General features: G+C 43.7%; 14 protein-coding genes, 1 pseudogene and 1 riboswitch. Of the genes and pseudogenes, 7 read left to right on the top strand and 8 right to left on the bottom strand.

The annotated features are described in order from the left end of the window. Nucleotides 1–14: 14 nt before the first annotated feature. Complete coding sequence (locus tag LCY76_RS07255; protein ID WP_248252078.1) at nucleotides 15–881, bottom strand: MBL fold metallo-hydrolase; 867 nt, start codon at nucleotides 879–881, stop codon at nucleotides 15–17. 151 nt (nucleotides 882–1032) lie between these two features. Here LCY76_RS07255 and LCY76_RS07260 point away from each other — a divergent pair, with 151 nt between their 5' ends. From LCY76_RS07260 to LCY76_RS07270, 3 genes are read left to right on the top strand one after another with little or no spacing between them, the layout of a single operon-like run. After that, the gene (locus LCY76_RS07260) at nucleotides 1033–1686 is read left to right on the top strand and encodes a futalosine hydrolase (RefSeq protein WP_248252079.1); all 654 of its coding nucleotides are present in this window, start codon (nucleotides 1033–1035) and stop codon (nucleotides 1684–1686) included. 9 nt (nucleotides 1687–1695) lie between these two features. Continuing rightward, complete coding sequence (locus LCY76_RS07265) at nucleotides 1696–2541, top strand: 1,4-dihydroxy-6-naphtoate synthase (RefSeq protein ID WP_248254617.1); 846 nt, start codon at nucleotides 1696–1698, stop codon at nucleotides 2539–2541. A 3-nt stretch (nucleotides 2542–2544) separates the two neighbouring features. Continuing rightward, nucleotides 2545–3111, top strand: a complete 567-nt coding sequence (locus tag LCY76_RS07270) for a hydrolase (protein ID WP_248252080.1) — start codon at nucleotides 2545–2547, stop codon at nucleotides 3109–3111. Nucleotides 3112–3446: 335 nt separating this feature from the next. Here LCY76_RS07270 and LCY76_RS07275 read toward each other — a convergent pair whose 3' ends face one another. The 3 genes from LCY76_RS07275 to LCY76_RS07285 are packed head-to-tail and all read right to left on the bottom strand — an operon-like array spanning nucleotide 3447 to nucleotide 7172. Beyond that, nucleotides 3447–4559, bottom strand: a complete 1113-nt coding sequence (locus LCY76_RS07275; RefSeq protein ID WP_248252081.1) for a Ger(x)C family spore germination protein — start codon at nucleotides 4557–4559, stop codon at nucleotides 3447–3449. Then, entirely contained in the window at nucleotides 4556–5644 is a 1089-nt protein-coding gene (locus LCY76_RS07280) for a GerAB/ArcD/ProY family transporter (protein ID WP_248252082.1), read from the bottom strand. The genes LCY76_RS07275 and LCY76_RS07280 overlap by 4 nt, the downstream gene beginning before the upstream one ends. Further along, the gene (locus tag LCY76_RS07285) at nucleotides 5628–7172 is read right to left on the bottom strand and encodes a spore germination protein (protein WP_248252083.1); all 1545 of its coding nucleotides are present in this window, start codon (nucleotides 7170–7172) and stop codon (nucleotides 5628–5630) included. Before LCY76_RS07285 ends, LCY76_RS07280 begins: the two co-directional genes overlap by 17 nt. Nucleotides 7173–7330: 158 nt before the next feature. On the opposite strand from LCY76_RS07285, the gene LCY76_RS07290 reads away from it, so the two are divergent. After that, entirely contained in the window at nucleotides 7331–7618 is a 288-nt protein-coding gene (locus LCY76_RS07290; RefSeq protein ID WP_248252084.1) for a hypothetical protein, read from the top strand. Here the strand turns inward: LCY76_RS07290 and LCY76_RS07295 are convergent. Together LCY76_RS07295 and LCY76_RS07300 are read right to left on the bottom strand one after the other, a co-directional pair. Beyond that, nucleotides 7608–8183, bottom strand: a complete 576-nt coding sequence (locus tag LCY76_RS07295; RefSeq protein ID WP_248252085.1) for a hypothetical protein — start codon at nucleotides 8181–8183, stop codon at nucleotides 7608–7610. The two genes, LCY76_RS07290 and LCY76_RS07295, sit on opposite strands and share 11 nt — an antisense overlap. A gap of 168 nt (nucleotides 8184–8351) precedes the next feature. Then, nucleotides 8352–8489: a hypothetical protein gene (locus tag LCY76_RS07300; protein ID WP_139223431.1), complete on the bottom strand. Its 138-nt coding sequence runs from the start codon at nucleotides 8487–8489 to the stop codon at nucleotides 8352–8354. Nucleotides 8490–8633: 144 nt separating this feature from the next. Then, a riboswitch (cyclic di-AMP (ydaO/yuaA leader) is annotated at nucleotides 8634–8777 on the top strand. A gap of 109 nt (nucleotides 8778–8886) precedes the next feature. Here LCY76_RS07300 and LCY76_RS07305 point away from each other — a divergent pair. Then, nucleotides 8887–10710 (top strand): APC family permease, encoded by a 1824-nt coding sequence (locus tag LCY76_RS07305; protein ID WP_053355066.1) that lies wholly within the window; start codon nucleotides 8887–8889, stop codon nucleotides 10708–10710. A 54-nt stretch (nucleotides 10711–10764) separates the two neighbouring features. Here the strand turns inward: LCY76_RS07305 and LCY76_RS07310 are convergent, their stop codons facing one another. Continuing rightward, the gene (locus LCY76_RS07310; RefSeq protein ID WP_248252086.1) at nucleotides 10765–11937 is read right to left on the bottom strand and encodes an MFS transporter; all 1173 of its coding nucleotides are present in this window, start codon (nucleotides 11935–11937) and stop codon (nucleotides 10765–10767) included. Between the two features lie 143 nt (nucleotides 11938–12080). Here LCY76_RS07310 and LCY76_RS07315 point away from each other — a divergent pair, with 143 nt between their 5' ends. Next, entirely contained in the window at nucleotides 12081–12839 is a 759-nt protein-coding gene (locus tag LCY76_RS07315; protein WP_248252087.1) for a TrmB family transcriptional regulator, read from the top strand. A 462-nt stretch (nucleotides 12840–13301) separates the two neighbouring features. Then, nucleotides 13302–14032, top strand: a pseudogene (locus LCY76_RS07320) (gamma-glutamyl-gamma-aminobutyrate hydrolase family protein). 61 nt (nucleotides 14033–14093) lie between these two features. Here LCY76_RS07320 and LCY76_RS07325 read toward each other — a convergent pair. Beyond that, on the bottom strand, nucleotides 14094–14987 hold the full coding sequence (locus LCY76_RS07325; protein WP_248252088.1) for a diacylglycerol/lipid kinase family protein: 894 nt from the start codon (nucleotides 14985–14987) through the stop codon (nucleotides 14094–14096). Nucleotides 14988–15130: the final 143 nt, after the last annotated feature.

Genomic DNA, 15130 nt, shown 5'->3' on the forward strand with positions numbered 1-15130 from the left:
TTAGCCTGTTTTTTTTATTGCTCTGGCAGCTGATCCCCCACATATTTACCATAATCGGGAATGGCAATCTTATCAAAATCCCGTGCTAATCTTGTGAGATTTTGTGAGAGCCATTCTCCTTTAACTGGGCGCCCATGTCCTGTAACCGCCATTGCGGGGTGCAACGACTCCAGTTTTTTTACTGATTGCCAGGCTGTCATCCAGTTGGGGGTAAAATAGCGGGGTGGTCCGCTGATCTCCAGTTCCTGTATGATGACGCTGTATAGATCCTCTTGTCTTACGGTGATAAAAGCATCCCCGGCGATCAATGCCTTGTCAGAATCCCGAAACAAGGAAATATGGCCGTCAGTATGGCCAGGTGTATGAACCCAGCGCCAACCCGGCATTTCGGGAACAGATCCATCTCCAGGGAGAGCGGTTACCCGTTGATCCAGATCAATCGATTCGTGCGGAAAAAGAAAGGACATTTTTGCCACCATACCTCCTTCCACAGAAGGATCTGGCTCTTGATAATCTTTCTTCCCGGTGACATAAGGCAGCTCAAGCCGGTGGGCATAGACAGGGACATCCCATTTTTTCAAAAGGCCAATGATGCCGCCGATATGATCAAAATGGGCATGCGTGAGAATGATGGCTTTCGGGCGTGCACCTTTTCCAAAGCGCTCTTCAGCCTCAAAGATGATTTTTTCGGCCGAATCAGGCATACCGGCATCGACCAGTACCCAATCTTGGCCATTTTCAGGATTCCCGATAAAACAAAGATTAACGATCTGGTTGGTATAGCTGTAAATATCGGGTGCGAGTTCTATTCCTTCACCAGAAGTGACCGAGCTGACTGGAATGTATTTATTCGTAGAAGCACTGCCCTCCACATGATCCATACTGAAGACCCTCCGTTCCATTTTTTCTCTACTCGTTTAGGGTTTTCAATACGGTATAATTTATACGGGAATCCCTTATTGCACAGAGCATGAAAGTGGAAAAAACAGCAGAATAAATGATAACTTTGAAGAGGGAACAGGAGGACTGAACATGTATAAGTTAAACGGACGGATACTGATTATGACATCCGTACAGGCGGAAAAAGAAGCCGTTCTTCGCGGATGGCATGATCCCCGAGTGGATGTCGTACTGGCAGGTGTCGGACCTGTTGCAGCAGCCATCAATACGATGAAGGCATTAAACGCCAATACATATGATCTTGTCATTAATGCAGGAATTGCCGGGGGTTTTGCCAATAGAGCTGAAATTGGTTCACTGGTGATCGCAAATGAAATTGTCTGTGCTGATTTAGGTGCTGAATCTCCCGATGGCTTCCTCAGTCTGGACGAGCTGGGATTTGGTTCTTCAACAAGAGTTGGAGTGGATGAAAGCATCGTTTTGGCAATATCTTCTGCACTGTCAGAAGCTGGACTAATCGCACAAACAGCACCGATTCTTACTCTTTCAAAGGTGACAGGCACCGCAGAAAGTACTGAAGAATTAATGGAACGGGAACCGAAAGCCGCAGCTGAAGCGATGGAAGGATACGGTGTGGCATTGGCAGCACAGGAGTACAATCTGCCGGTGCTTGAAATCCGGGCGATCTCCAATACGGTAGGTCCTCGTGATCGTGAGGGATGGCGGATAAAAGATGCGCTGATATCCCTTGAATCAGCAAGTAAAGTTTTAATGGAGGTATTATAAATGAGTAAAATGAGCATCGCCTTTTCACCATGCCCGAATGATACGTTTGTGTTTCATGCATTGGTCCATGGAATGGTGCCAGGCACCCCGGAATTTGATGTGACTTATGCCGATATTGACATTACGAATGGATTGGCTGCCCGGCAGGAGGGGCCAGATATACTAAAGATTTCGTATGCTGCACTTCCTTGGGTGCTTGATCATTATGATTTGATTCCTTGCGGAGGAGCACTTGGACGAGGCTGCGGCCCGCTTGTTCTTGTGAATCAAGATGGCGAAGTAAGTCCGGACATGCTGTCAGGAAAAAGGGTTGCCGTGCCGAGCGAACGTTCTACGGCTTATATGCTGTTCCGCCTATGGGCAGCTCAAAATGTACCAGGCGGAATTGGAGAAACAGTCGTAATGCCGTTTGACCAGATCATGCCGGCTGTTAAAGAAGGTAAGATTGATGCTGGCCTCGTCATTCATGAAGCCCGTTTTACCTATCAAAATTATGGCTTGAACCTGTTGGCCGATATGGGTAACTGGTGGGAAGAGGACACTGGGCTGCCGATACCGCTCGGTGCGATTATTGCCCGCAAGTCGATGGATATTGAATCAATCACGAAATGGATTCGTTCCTCAGTTGCCTATGCGTGGGAATCTCCAGAAGCGTCAAGAGAATATGTCATGCAGCATGCAAGCGAACTATCACTCGATGTAGCTCAGCAGCACATCAACCTCTATGTGAATGAATTTACCGCTGATTTAGGGGAAAAGGGCTATGAAGCGATCACTTCTTTGCTTAATCGCGCGGCGAAAGAAGGTCTTGTACCGGAAAGAGACTATTCCACACTTTTAAAAATGGAGGACTAAGCTATGAATTCACTAAACATCGATTTTCATAAAACAGCCCTCGTCATTATCGATCTTCAAAAAGGGATCGTCAAATTCCCTGGCGGACAAGAGGTAGTGGAAAAAGCTGCTGAATTGGTGAAGCTGTTCCGTCAAAAAGAGGGATTTATATCGTTCGTGAACGTAGAGTTTCATGATGGAAAAGATGCATTGAAACCAGCCACTGACCAGCCTGCGGCTTCTGCTGAACGGCCTGCCGATTGGGCTGAGTTTGCACCTGAACTTGGTGTTACGGACAATGATTACGTCGTCACGAAGCGCCAATGGGGAGCTTTTTTCGGTACGGATCTTGATCTTCAGCTCAGACGCCGCGGAATTGACACCATCGTGCTTTGCGGAATTGCTACGAACATCGGTGTGGAGAGTACGGCGAGAGAAGCCTTTCAGCTTGGTTACAACCAAGTTTTTATAACGGACGCGATGGTTTCGCTAAGCCAGGAAGAGCATGACGCATCCTGCCGCTTTATTTTTCCGAAAATCGGTAAGGTAAGGACGCTGAATGAATTTTTGAAACACATTCACGTGAACTAAACAGAAGGAAGGATTTCGGTCCTTTCTTCTTTTTTAATGGCTGTTTTCATAACCTTTGTTGCTCTTAGGAGTGGTTGATTTCCGTTTCAGGATGCTCGCTTTCGCGTGAGGTGAGCCATAGCGGCGCAAGCGCCTACCTCCTCGGCGCAGGCGCCTGTGGGGACCTGTCCCGCATATCCCGCAGGACAAGGAAGGCTTCGGCAGCGTTATATCGCACGAAGAAAATGTGAAATTCATTTTCGAGGAGTCGCGCACCTTGCACTCCAATCACCTTGGCAATGAAGGCTGTTTACAAAAATGACCCAAAAGCAACAATCTTTTAGAAAAGAGCTTTTTTAATTGATGATCCCTTTATAATTAAGACTTACCTTTACCTTTGGCTTGAAGGTGATCTTTCGATAGTCTTTATCCCAATTCTGCTTTTTCCATATCTCCGGATGATAGGCCATTAATTCCCTTCCGATTCCAAGAAAATCACAGTTTGCTTTTTGTGTTTTTTTCATTACGCTGTATGCCTGGTGCTGCAGCATCTTGCCCAAGTGATCCTCTAACAAAGTAATTTCTTTCTTGGAATCTAAATGATCATGTGGAAATTCATTGATCGTAATGTCGATCGTCATGGGTATGTTTACAACCAAATGACCTGCAGAACCCTTCGAAATTTCAAGCTCGGCATCCGATTTATTGACTTCATATGAGATGTTTTCCTTCTTTCCATCTACCTTCACTTTATCAGAGTTGATCATATGCTTGTTTTTACGATTGGCAAGTAAGAGCAGCAATTTGGATTCCTTTCTGTTCAATGTGACCCCTGAAAATTTGTCCCTGTGAAAGAGGGCGATTCCGAGTACAGAGGCCGTTTTATTCGTTTCATTCAATTTGACATAGGGGAGACCAAGCCCTTTCCCCTTGTCAAAAAGTATGGTGCACATTGACTGGATGGTTTCTTTTGGAACTTGCGAATTGGTTTCAGCTGTATCAATCAATCCTGCCAAATAGCTCCCGATGAGTTCCTGGCCCACTTGTTCTAAAGAAAGGATGGTTCCAGGACTCCCCTTGACAATAATGTATTTTGCGTTTAATGGACTTTCCGGTGTCCGATAGAGAATGTCAAGCAAAGGCAGAATCCCTTTAGAAGCCAGTTTGTTCTGCACGAGGAAAGTTTGGTTCTTTGCGTACATTAAAACGCTGGATAGCTGGTCGTTCAATTTAACTCTCGCATTCCGTGGTGAAGCAGCCTGAGTCTTATAGGTTTTATTGATCGATTGAATTTCCTTTGCCGTATAGGATTGGATCGCGATATTCGTGATAATCTCCCCTTTTTTTCCCTCTTCAAAGGAACTGGATGCAGCAAATATCGTATCCTTTAATTGTTTTTGATCCCAGCAGCCAGTCAGGATGAGCACTAGACCCAAAAATACAATCATCTTTTTCTGAAGCCCGTTCAATTTGCTGTTCTCCTTTTTTTAATATACGAAAGCCCTAGTAAGAGCACTGGAAGAATGATGATGAAAAAATAAATGTAAGGTCTCATAAACGCAGACCACTCCGCTGACAATTGATCTGACTGTATTGGAAAATAAGCAGTAATGCAAACAGCCAGACAAATAAAGGGAATGAAAGGGCGGTGAGACGTTTTTTTAAACAAAACTTTTGCAGCTAATCCGGCAATATGGATAAAAGTGACCATCGAGGTAATGACAGAAACGACCCATATCGTAAGGAATACCAAGTCAACACGTTCTACGAGGTTATACTGAATGGCTTTTAATAAATAAAGAACAGGCTCTGGAACGATCAAAAATTCATCGGGACTGAAAAATACTAAGCATGTCAGCGTTATATAGACATAAAAAGAAACGATGGTTAAGTTGCTCAGCATGACCATCTTCAGTTTCTTTTTTGAACTTGTTTTTACAAAAGGAGCATATATCAAAAGACTCTCAAACCCCAGGAGCGCAAGAATGGCCTCTTTTGATCCTAAGAGCATCGACTTGATTCCGGCTTGGCCGATGGGAAAAAGATAACGAACATCTGCATTCTGAAAAGCAGTTAAGGTCAGCAAGAACAAAATGATAAGTAAGAACGATACCAATACATAAAAACGTGCGATTTTCGGAAGATCTTCCTTTGCAAAATATAAAGCAATGACTGCAAAAAGAATAATTAAAATCCAGGCTGGCGTTAAGGGATATACCCACCGTTTCAGAATATTGATAGATAGCACGGCAACGAGGGTGGCAACCAGCGTAAAATAGAGAATATAGGCTGAATTGAGAATTCTTCCCACAATATTTCCAAGCAGGATCGTATTGATTTCAAAAAGATTATTGTCAGGGAACCGTCTGACTAGAAACCAATGAAAAAGGGTGACGATCTGTACCAGGATGCCTCCGATCAGCATGGAGATCCAGCCGTCTGTTTTTGCAGCCTTAAAAAGGCTATAAGGCAAAGAGAGAACCCCAATGCCAACTTGGGTTTGCAGAACAAAAAAGTAAAATTGAAATGCGGTTATTTTATTCGTTTGTTTCATTTTGCTGCTCCCAGTTTCGTAAGGCATTTTGGCGTTGTTTCCTTGTTGGCTGAATAATGGAGGGTCTCTTATTCAAATACTGCTCATGCGAGCGGATAATAAAGTCTTTCACTCCGGCCATACTTAAAGGCGCGATCGGCGTGAAATAAGGATAGCCAAGGGATTCAAGGATACAAAGGTGCATGATAATGACCATGAAAATGAGCACGATCCCCAAATAGCCAAAAAAAGTCGCACCGATCATCAGTGGAAAACTCAGAAGGCGAAGGGCGATGCTCATCTCGTTGGATGGAACGACAAAGGATGAAATAGCTGTTAGCGCAATGATGATAATCATCATATTGGATACCAGATTTGCCTCTACGATGGCTGTACCGATAACCAATCCGCCGACGACACCAATTGTTTGAGCAATTGAAGCCGGGAGACGAACGGAAGCTTCTTTCAGCAATTCAAGAATGACAACCATGAGCAATGCCTCTGCTATAGGTGGAAATGGCACATTCTCCAATGATCCTTTTACTGTTAAGATCAGGTCTTGCGGAATCAGTTCATAATGAAAAGAGATGGTAGCGATATAAAGAGACGGCAGGGTCATCGCCATGAAAAATCCAAGAATACGTATGATTCGCAAGAAAGAAGCATAGATGGAGCGTGAGTTATAGTCTTCTGATGATTGATAGAATGAAATAAAACTGGCGGGTGCAACCAGGGAAAGGGAACTGCCTTCTACCATTAGTGCTATTCTGCCTTCTAATAAATTGCCGACGACACGATCGGGCCTTTCTGTACCTAATATTTGCGGAAAAGGTGAGAAAGGCGAGTCTTCAATAGCTTCTTCGAGAATCCCTGTTGTATCGAGTGCATCGACTTCAATAGCGTTCAGGCGATCGGTCACCTCTTTCAACAAACGGGGGTTCGCAATTCCTTTTATATAGACGAGCGCTACTTTTGTCAGCGAGACCGAACCAATCTCAATATATTTGACGATTAAACCTCCGTTCATAATTCTTCGCCGCAGAAGGTTGATATTGGTATCGACGTTTTCCACAAAACCTTCTTGCGCTCCTCGCATGACCCTCTCGTTTAAGGCTTCACTGACTTGTCTTCCCGATGGTCTTGTCGCGTCAGCGGACCAAATGGTAGTTTCCCCTTCGATAATCAGGACAAGAGCTCCTTTGCACATGAAAGAGACGGCTTCCATGATGTCCGTCATTTCGTGGATTGAACCCACATTTAACACTTGGTATAAATCTCCGGATTGGGATTTCAGGAGAGGTTTTATGATGTGTTCATCCAGCTTAACTGAATCCATGAGCGGAACAAAGAAAAGCAACAGAGCATTTTTACCCTGAAAAGTTAGCTCTCTTTTGCCAATGTCATGAGAATGATCCAGGTAGTCTATTATTTTTTCTTTATTTTCATTGAGGCTGCTCGATGTTGGAATAACAGGCTGCTTCATCTTGCGCAACCCTTCAGTAGGCGTTTGTGAGGACAGCTTTTTTGATTTTTTCCAAAATGACGCCATTTGCTTTTCACCCCAGGTAAGATACTGCTCTTAGTATGAGATGAGGGAAGAAAAATATGTATGGATAAAGCTTATGATGAAAGGTAACGATTGTTCGAGAATAAGACCTGTACGTGATGAATATCCATGCTATAAAACGAGAGCGGGAGCGAAAAGGTATGGACCGAGAAGGAACGACCAATCCGGGGGATATTGCCCTGAAAGAAGGCTATCGAATCGAAGCTGCAGTAAAAGGATTACAGCATCCCATCAAAGTGGAGGTCTTTGCGATCAACCGCAGTGGAGTTGCTGCATCTGCAACAGGAGGACGAGGCTTAGAACAGCCGAAGGATGTGGCTTTTGGTCCGGATGGTTCCCTGTATGTTTCCGACTTTGGAACCTTTCCGCCTATGGGGCCGGACGCTCCCAAGCGGTCCGGGATGATCTGGAGAATATTTAAGGTTTAGATCGTAGCCGCCTGCTCACATATTTTTTTAGAATAAAACATGTGATTTCCACCCAGACCAAGCTATACCCCCACGAGAAAAAAAATAGGGAAAGCCAAAGATAAAAATTGCCGATACTGTGGAATCCGGGCCCGAATAGAGGAAATTGAAATCCGATCAGCATGATGCAAATTCCAGAAATAAGACAAATGGAACCAGTGGTTACAATCAAAATACGTCTTTTAAAAAAAGTAAATCCCTGGCCTAATCCCAATCCAAGCAAACCGGTTGTGAAAATAAAAATCAATAATTCACTAGGCTGCACAATAACAAGGAGCAGACATGTTAAAACGAAGGAGTAGAACCCCAGAAGCGGAGAAACGATGGTGATCAAAACAACAGGAAGAGTGGAAAGGGGGCTGATGAGTAGTCCAATCATCGGCAGGGTACCTCCGGCAGATTGTAGGAGTGCTGTCACTGCAGAAGCAATGGAAGTCAATACGAGTAAAGCAGTTTTAGAAAAGCGGTTCTGAACAGAGTATGCTGCCATTTCAACAAGGCGATCCATTCTTTTAAAAAGGTACATAGAAACCTCCTGCCATTCATTTTTTACGTGACTATATCAATATAGTCCTGAACGTAAGGGGCATTCCTATTTTTATATGGGTGTTTATGAATAACCTTAAAATGATGGAGGATGGATTGAAAGAGCCTGGGATTTCAACGCTCCCGGCTCTTCATCATTCATGGTGATTTATATCATTTCTTCTGTTTCTATATCAGGTTCTTCGTCGCTTTTGTTAAATTCCGGTCCGCCGTATTGCTCGTTGATCTCTTTAGCTAGTTGCTCCAGGAACTCATCTGAGAATAAGTGCCCTTCTTTTTTAGACATTTTAAATCCTCCTTTTTTTCGGGAAGTTCAAAATTTCTTTGTATATTAAATATTACCCACATCTTTAAAATTACCTTTAAATAAAGTTTTTAATCTTTGTATTTACATTTTTTGAAGACAGGAGTATTATTATCTAAGTTTCAAATTCTTAAATCGCTTAAACCAATTGGTGCGGGGGAACCATAATGGGCTTTTTTAAAAAGTCCTGGGGGTGAATCCTTAAGCAGGTAGGGCTACTCAATGGCCCGAATCCGACAGCTAACCTCGTAAGCGTTAATGAGAAGGAAATGAAGCTTGTGAGACTGGTAAACAAACGTCCGCAGGTCTATTAAAATTGGCTTGGGGGCTTTTTTCATGTTCATCTATACACAAATTTTTTATCGGCGGAGGAAAAACAGTGTTTTCTTATTTAAAGAGACTATTAATCGGAAGACCGCTCAAATCAAATGAGCTGGGGGAGCAGAAGCTTAACAAAACAAAAGCTTTAGCCATTCTTTCCTCAGATGCGTTATCATCTGTTGCGTATGGACCGGAGCAGATCTTGATCGTCTTAGTTACGGTTGGTGCTGCGGCTTTCTGGTATTCCATTCCCATTGCGGTTGGTGTACTTATTCTTTTAACTGCACTTATTTTGTCTTATCGGCAGATTATTTTTGCCTATCCACATGGCGGTGGGGCTTATGTTGTTTCAAGAGATAATTTGGGCGTGAATCCTGGATTAATCGCAGGCGGCTCGCTGCTGGTTGATTATATTTTAACCGTGGCAGTTAGTGTGTCAGCGGGTACAGATGCTATTACGTCTGCTTTCCCGGCGCTGCATTCTTATACTGTACCGATTGCGATTGTGTTTGTTTTGTTCCTTACAACTTTAAATTTGCGTGGGGTAACAGAATCTGCTTCAATTTTAGCTTATCCCGTTTATCTGTTTGTCCTAGCTTTATTTATCTTGATAGGTGTTGGATTGTATCAAATTTCAACGGGCCAGGTGCCTGCTGACTTACATACGTCTGTTGGAACACCAGTTGCCGGAATCAGTCTGTTTTTATTGCTGAAGGCCTTTGCTTCAGGCAGCTCAGCGTTAACAGGTGTAGAAGCCATTTCCAATGCTATACCGAATTTCAAGGATCCTGCCCCCAACAATGCGTCAAAGACGTTGATGGCCATGGGCGGATTATTGGCTTTACTATTTTCAGGAATTGTTTATTTGGCTTATTATTATGGAATTACTCCAAGTGTAAAGGAGACAGTGGTTTCTCAAATTGCCGACCATACATTTGGAAGAAACTATATGTATTATTTTATTCAGGGAACAACAGCATTAATTCTAATTTTGGCGGCAAACACAGGATATTCCGCTTTCCCGTTGCTCGCAGTTAACCTTGCAAAAGACAAATTTATCATGCGGATGTTTACCATTAGGGGTGACAGGCTTGGTTACTCAAATGGAATCATTACATTGGGAGTCAGCGCGATTATCCTGATCATCCTGTTTAAAGGACAGACAGAGCATCTTATTCCGCTTTATGCCGTCGGGGTGTTTATCCCTTTCACTTTGTCTCAGTCAGGCATGATCGTGAAATGGATCAGGGAAAAACCAAAGGGATGGGTATCAAAGCTTATTATCAATGCAACCGGAGCTCTCATCAGTTTAACGGTAACCCTGATGTTCTTCTTTACTAAATTTCCACAGGTGTGGCCGGTATTAATCTTCTTGCCGATCATCGTCATCATCTTTCATAAGATCAAAACACATTATGAATTAGTAGGAGAACAATTAAGAATTAAACCGGATCAGCAGCCGAAGACGATTGAAGGCAACGTCATTATCGTACCTGTAGCAGGAATTACACAAGTTGTTGAAAACTCCATTAATTTTGCTACCTCTCTTACAGATCAGGTCATAGCGGTATATGTTGCATTTGAGCGTGAGGACGAAAGAATTTTCGAAGAAAAATGGAAGAAATGGCAGCCGAATGTGCGCCTCGTTACGCTGCATTCCCATTATCGAAGCATTATCCAGCCATTGACGAAATTTATTGACACGGTGCAGCATAAAGCCAATGAAAATAACTATCAAGTAACCGTATTGATACCTCAGTTCATTACGAAAAAAAGCTGGCATAATATTCTTCATAACCAGTCAAGCTTACTGATTCGAGCGTATTTGCTCTTTAAACGAGATGTGGTCATTGCGACCGTGCCTTACCGTTTTAAAAAATAGTTGATGAAAAAAACACTTCCGAAGATTTTACCTTACGGAAGTGTTTTTTCTGTTTTAGGATTGATTTCGTAAGGCTGATAAGCTCCGCTTGCGTTCCGACATTGAAATCAAAGCGGTAGCCAGGGCGATAATAATGAAACATCCGCCGACGGTTGCATTGGATTCTACGGTAGATTGCTCAATCACAAAACCGCCGATGGCAGAACCGAACGCAATACCAAAGTGAAGCGCCGTGTTATTCAGGCTTTGCTGGATATCTGACGTTTCAGCAGTGGAGGATTCGATAAGATAGCTCTGCATCGCGGGTGTAATGGCCCAGCTCAGCATGCTCCAGATAATCATCACGCTCAAGAAAAGCGGAAGGGAAAACGTTGTATAAGGAATAACGAACATCGTAAACCCGAAAAGAATGATAAACCCAATAATAGAGCGTTTCGTACCAAAACGGTCAGCAAGAAAACCTCCAACACCTCCGCCAGCTACCGCCGCACAGCCAAAGACGAGATAGACAATGCTTACCCACGTTCCGTTCAGGCCAAGGGCCGTTTTTAAGAAGGGTGTTAAATATCCATAAAGCGTCAAGTGGCCGGCCAAAAAGAGGAAGGACGTTAACTGGCCGAACAGAAGCTTTCGGTTTTTCAGCGTCTTTATCTGTGTCATAAGGGAAACAGCAGGTTTTGAAGCCATTTGCTCCATAAAAAAGTAAACCCCAGCCATGGAAAGCAGCGTCAATCCGGCGATCAAAATAAAAGGAGCACGCCAGCCGAATGCATTTCCAAGCATTAATCCGATCGGAACTCCAAGCACGAGCGAGGCACTGATTCCCATGAAAACGACACCGATGGCACGAGCACGATATTGTTCAGATACGATATTAGATGCGATCGTGATGCACAGAACAACCAGCAGAGAGCCGCTTGCCGCTGATAGGATTCGGGCAATCAAGAGCACACTGTATGTCGGGCTGAAGATCGCAATGCCGTTTCCGGCGAAAAACACGAGCAGTGTCAGCAGAGTAAGGCGTTTTCTTTCTACTTTAGATGTCATCATAAGAAGAACAGGTGAGGCGACCGCAAAAACAAGCGAAAATGCTGTGATCAGAAAACCGGCATGGCCGATGCTGACATGTAAGTCTTCCGCCACGAGATCAAGTATTCCGCCTATGATCAATTCAACCATACCTACAACAAAAGATACGATGGTCAATAAGTAAACACGTTTATTCATAGCTATTCATCCTTTTGTCAAAAAGTTACCACTGTAATAGTAACATTTATAAAAAGAAAAACAAGATAAAAGTTTGTTTGTACATAAATTGGAAAGGACTGTGTTATGATTTACATAGTGATTAAAGTCAAGGAGTCAAAAACATGCTGCAGCAATTCGGATTTACTCAATATGAAAGCCAGGTGTATCAATCCTTAATCACCGAGGATCAGCCACTGGATGCTACCGGTATTGTCAAACGTTCTGGAGTTCCCCGTTCCAAAGTGTATGAGGTGCTTCACCGTCTGGCGGAAAAAGGAATGATCATGGAATCAACGGTGGAAAAAAAGCGGCTGTATACTGCACTGCCGATCGAGGCAACGATTAAAAAGCTCAAAGCCGACTTTGAGACCAATGTACAGCAGCTCAGAGAAGCACAAATAAAAAAAACAGTAACCGACGACCGGGTGTGGACGCTGAAAGACAATCAGTCCATTCAATCTGTCCTGCAAGGTCTGCTGCAGGGAGCGGAACAATCCATCATCATTTCTGGGTGGGCGGATGACTTAGCAGGCTATCTCCCATTACTGGAAGAGAAATATAAAAACGGGCATTCAGTAAAAATCCATGTGATCGGTGAACTCTCCACGGAAATTCCGGACGTCTCGACCTTAATACCAGATACGCAGCACGGAACGTTGGAGAGAAGCCGAATCCTGATCGTGGACGAAGAAGAGATGCTCTTTGCAGGGATGGAAGATACGGCCTGGCAGGCTATTCGGACGAAATCACGTCCTCTCGTCAAATTCTTCGCGGAATTCTTTTATCATGATGTGGCACTAACAGAAATCACAAGAAAATACAAAGACACTGTCATGAAGGATGAAGCGGTAAGGAATGTTTTGTTGAACTTAAGATATTAGCTCTGTTAGGCAATGGTGGTGTGGTATTGGAGAAAAAGACTTGAGGGTCTCTTTTAAGCATCAGTATGCGATGCCCATTATGATGGAAAATCACCAATATGCTTTAGCAAAGCCAAGATAGTAATAAGAATGAAGGGGCTGTCCAGAAAGTCGAAAATTGACCTTCAGGCAGCCCCTTTTTGGCTTGAAAAATCTTCAATGAAAAGTTAATTGAAGTGGAAGATGCGAGACTCCTGCGGGACTAGCGTGACAGGTGAGACTCCCGCCGGTGCTTGCACCAAGAGGCTCACCGCACGCCCCGAAAAAGCGAGCAGCCTGGAACGGAAATCAACAGCTTATAGACTTCTTGGACAGTCCCTATTTATTTTGAGAATTTTAACGAATTGAAAATGTCCCAAATAGGGTAAAGACTCCTATAACGAAAATCAGACAGGAGATGTTATTTTGGAGAATCAGAAGCCAGTGATCGGGATTACATGCTCAACAAAGGACATTGGAGGTCAGGAAACGGCCTATTTGCACTATAGCTATGCTACTTCCGTTATGAAGGCGGGGGGCGTTCCAGTCATACTTCCTATGGGTGACAAAGAAACGGTGAAAGAATGGGCAGCCCTGTGTGACGGCATATTGCTCAGCGGGGAGAGGACATGGATCCACAGCAAATTGGAGCAGAACCGCATCCTAATCTTGGAAAAGTCATTCCGGAACGAGACGAAACAGAAATTAACCTCATCAACTATGCGCAGAATAATAATATTCCTATCTTTGCGATCTGCCGGGGAATTCAGGTATTGAACGGAGCTTTGGGTGGCACGCTGGTGCAGGACCTAAATGAAGAGAGAGAGGATGTCATTAAACATTATCAGGACGGTGCGCGTTCGGCTGCTACTCATTCCATCAGCGTAGATAAAGGTACGCTTTTATCCGAAATTCTTGGAACTGAGGATATATCGGTTAATAGTTTTCATCATGGGGCAGTGGATGAAGTGGCACCGGGCTTAAAAGCTACGGCCTATGCTTCAGACGGAGTGATTGAAGCTTTAGAAAGCACGGATCTAGAGAAAAGCTGGATGCTAGCAGTTCAATGGCATCCGGAAGATATGACAGAAGTAAGTGATGAAATGCATCAATTGTTTGTTCGTTTTGTGCAAAAATGCCATGAGTTGTTGGAGAAGGAACAGCCCGCACTCTAATCGGCAATGCTGTGAATAGGAAATGAGGCCATGAAAAAAGAGCTGTTCATCAGCTCTTTTTTTAGTTTCCTTCAGGGGGGACAAACAGTGAGAGATGTTGTTTCAGCACATTTGCTTGAAATGGAAGCGGCTCACCTTCATCTCCATCAATGTTAACCACAAGCTTTTCTGAAGCAGAAACCTTCAGGGAAGCCGACTTGATATACTCCACATCATCGTGTTCTTTTAATTCACCCTTCATCAGTTTTGGGATGATGTTTAACGTACCAGGAAAAGAAATGTTTTTGACCACGTAAAGATGAAAGATCCCGTCATTCACCTTCGCATGTGGCGCAAGCTTTTCAAAACCTCCTACTGAATTGGTAAGTGCGGTAATTAATAAATACGCTTTTCCCTCCCATTGGCCTTGATCATGCGAGAGGGTTAATGAAAATGGGGTTTTATTAATGAGTGCTTTCATTCCTTCCACAAAATAAGCAAACGGCCCGAGCAGTGTTTTTTGCTCTGTACTCACGTTGTAGGAGGCTTCGGCAATGGCTCCCACCGCCAGAACATTCATAAAGTGTCTGTCATTGATTTTACCGATATCAGCTTTTTTATAGTGCTGGTAAGGAAGAATTTTTATAGCTTCAAAAGGATCAAGCGGAATGTTCAGCGCTCTTGAGAAATCGTTGACCGTACCGAGCGGAATAATTCCAAAATCAGGACGGTGCCCTTGTTCAGCGAGTCCGTTGACTGCCTCACTAACTGTACCATCCCCGCCCATGGATACTACGGTATCATAGTGAAGTTCACATGCTTTTCTTGCAAACTCCTCAGCGTCGCCTTCTTTTCTTGTTTCACAAACGGTCACTTCCTCATGAAATTTTTGAAGTGTTCGTTCCGCCTCCGGAAGAAGATCCTTCGCTTGTTCCTTTCCAGAAGAAGGATTCAAGATAATCATCGCCTTTTTCATAGGCCCCCCCTTTTTCTACTGTATTCCTAAATAAGAGAGTACCCGTTACGGGCTGATTTCTAACTTGCAGGGGCAGTAAAGCTTTCGGGCTTCACAGTTCCTTTCATGAAAGGAAAAAGATGTTCTCTGTCGAATGATAGAAG

This window comes from Fictibacillus marinisediminis, from assembly GCF_023149135.1.
GTDB classification, from domain to species: Bacteria; Bacillota; Bacilli; order Bacillales; family Fictibacillaceae; genus Fictibacillus_C; species Fictibacillus_C marinisediminis.

Coding starts and splice junctions, on each gene's coding strand:
- LCY76_RS07270 (WP_248252080.1), top strand. CDS start 2,545: ATGAATTCACTAAACATCGATTTTCATAAAACAGCCCTCGTCATTATC.
- LCY76_RS07260 (WP_248252079.1), top strand. CDS start 1,033: ATGTATAAGTTAAACGGACGGATACTGATTATGACATCCGTACAGGCG.
- LCY76_RS07265 (WP_248254617.1), top strand. CDS start 1,696: ATGAGCATCGCCTTTTCACCATGCCCGAATGATACGTTTGTGTTTCAT.
- LCY76_RS07255 (WP_248252078.1), bottom strand. CDS start 881: ATGGATCATGTGGAGGGCAGTGCTTCTACGAATAAATACATTCCAGTC.
- LCY76_RS07300 (WP_139223431.1), bottom strand. CDS start 8,489: ATGTCTAAAAAAGAAGGGCACTTATTCTCAGATGAGTTCCTGGAGCAA.
- LCY76_RS07315 (WP_248252087.1), top strand. CDS start 12,081: ATGCTGCAGCAATTCGGATTTACTCAATATGAAAGCCAGGTGTATCAA.
- LCY76_RS07290 (WP_248252084.1), top strand. CDS start 7,331: ATGGACCGAGAAGGAACGACCAATCCGGGGGATATTGCCCTGAAAGAA.
- LCY76_RS07310 (WP_248252086.1), bottom strand. CDS start 11,937: ATGAATAAACGTGTTTACTTATTGACCATCGTATCTTTTGTTGTAGGT.
- LCY76_RS07280 (WP_248252082.1), bottom strand. CDS start 5,644: ATGAAACAAACGAATAAAATAACCGCATTTCAATTTTACTTTTTTGTT.
- LCY76_RS07285 (WP_248252083.1), bottom strand. CDS start 7,172: ATGGCGTCATTTTGGAAAAAATCAAAAAAGCTGTCCTCACAAACGCCT.
- LCY76_RS07295 (WP_248252085.1), bottom strand. CDS start 8,183: ATGTACCTTTTTAAAAGAATGGATCGCCTTGTTGAAATGGCAGCATAC.
- LCY76_RS07325 (WP_248252088.1), bottom strand. CDS start 14,987: ATGAAAAAGGCGATGATTATCTTGAATCCTTCTTCTGGAAAGGAACAA.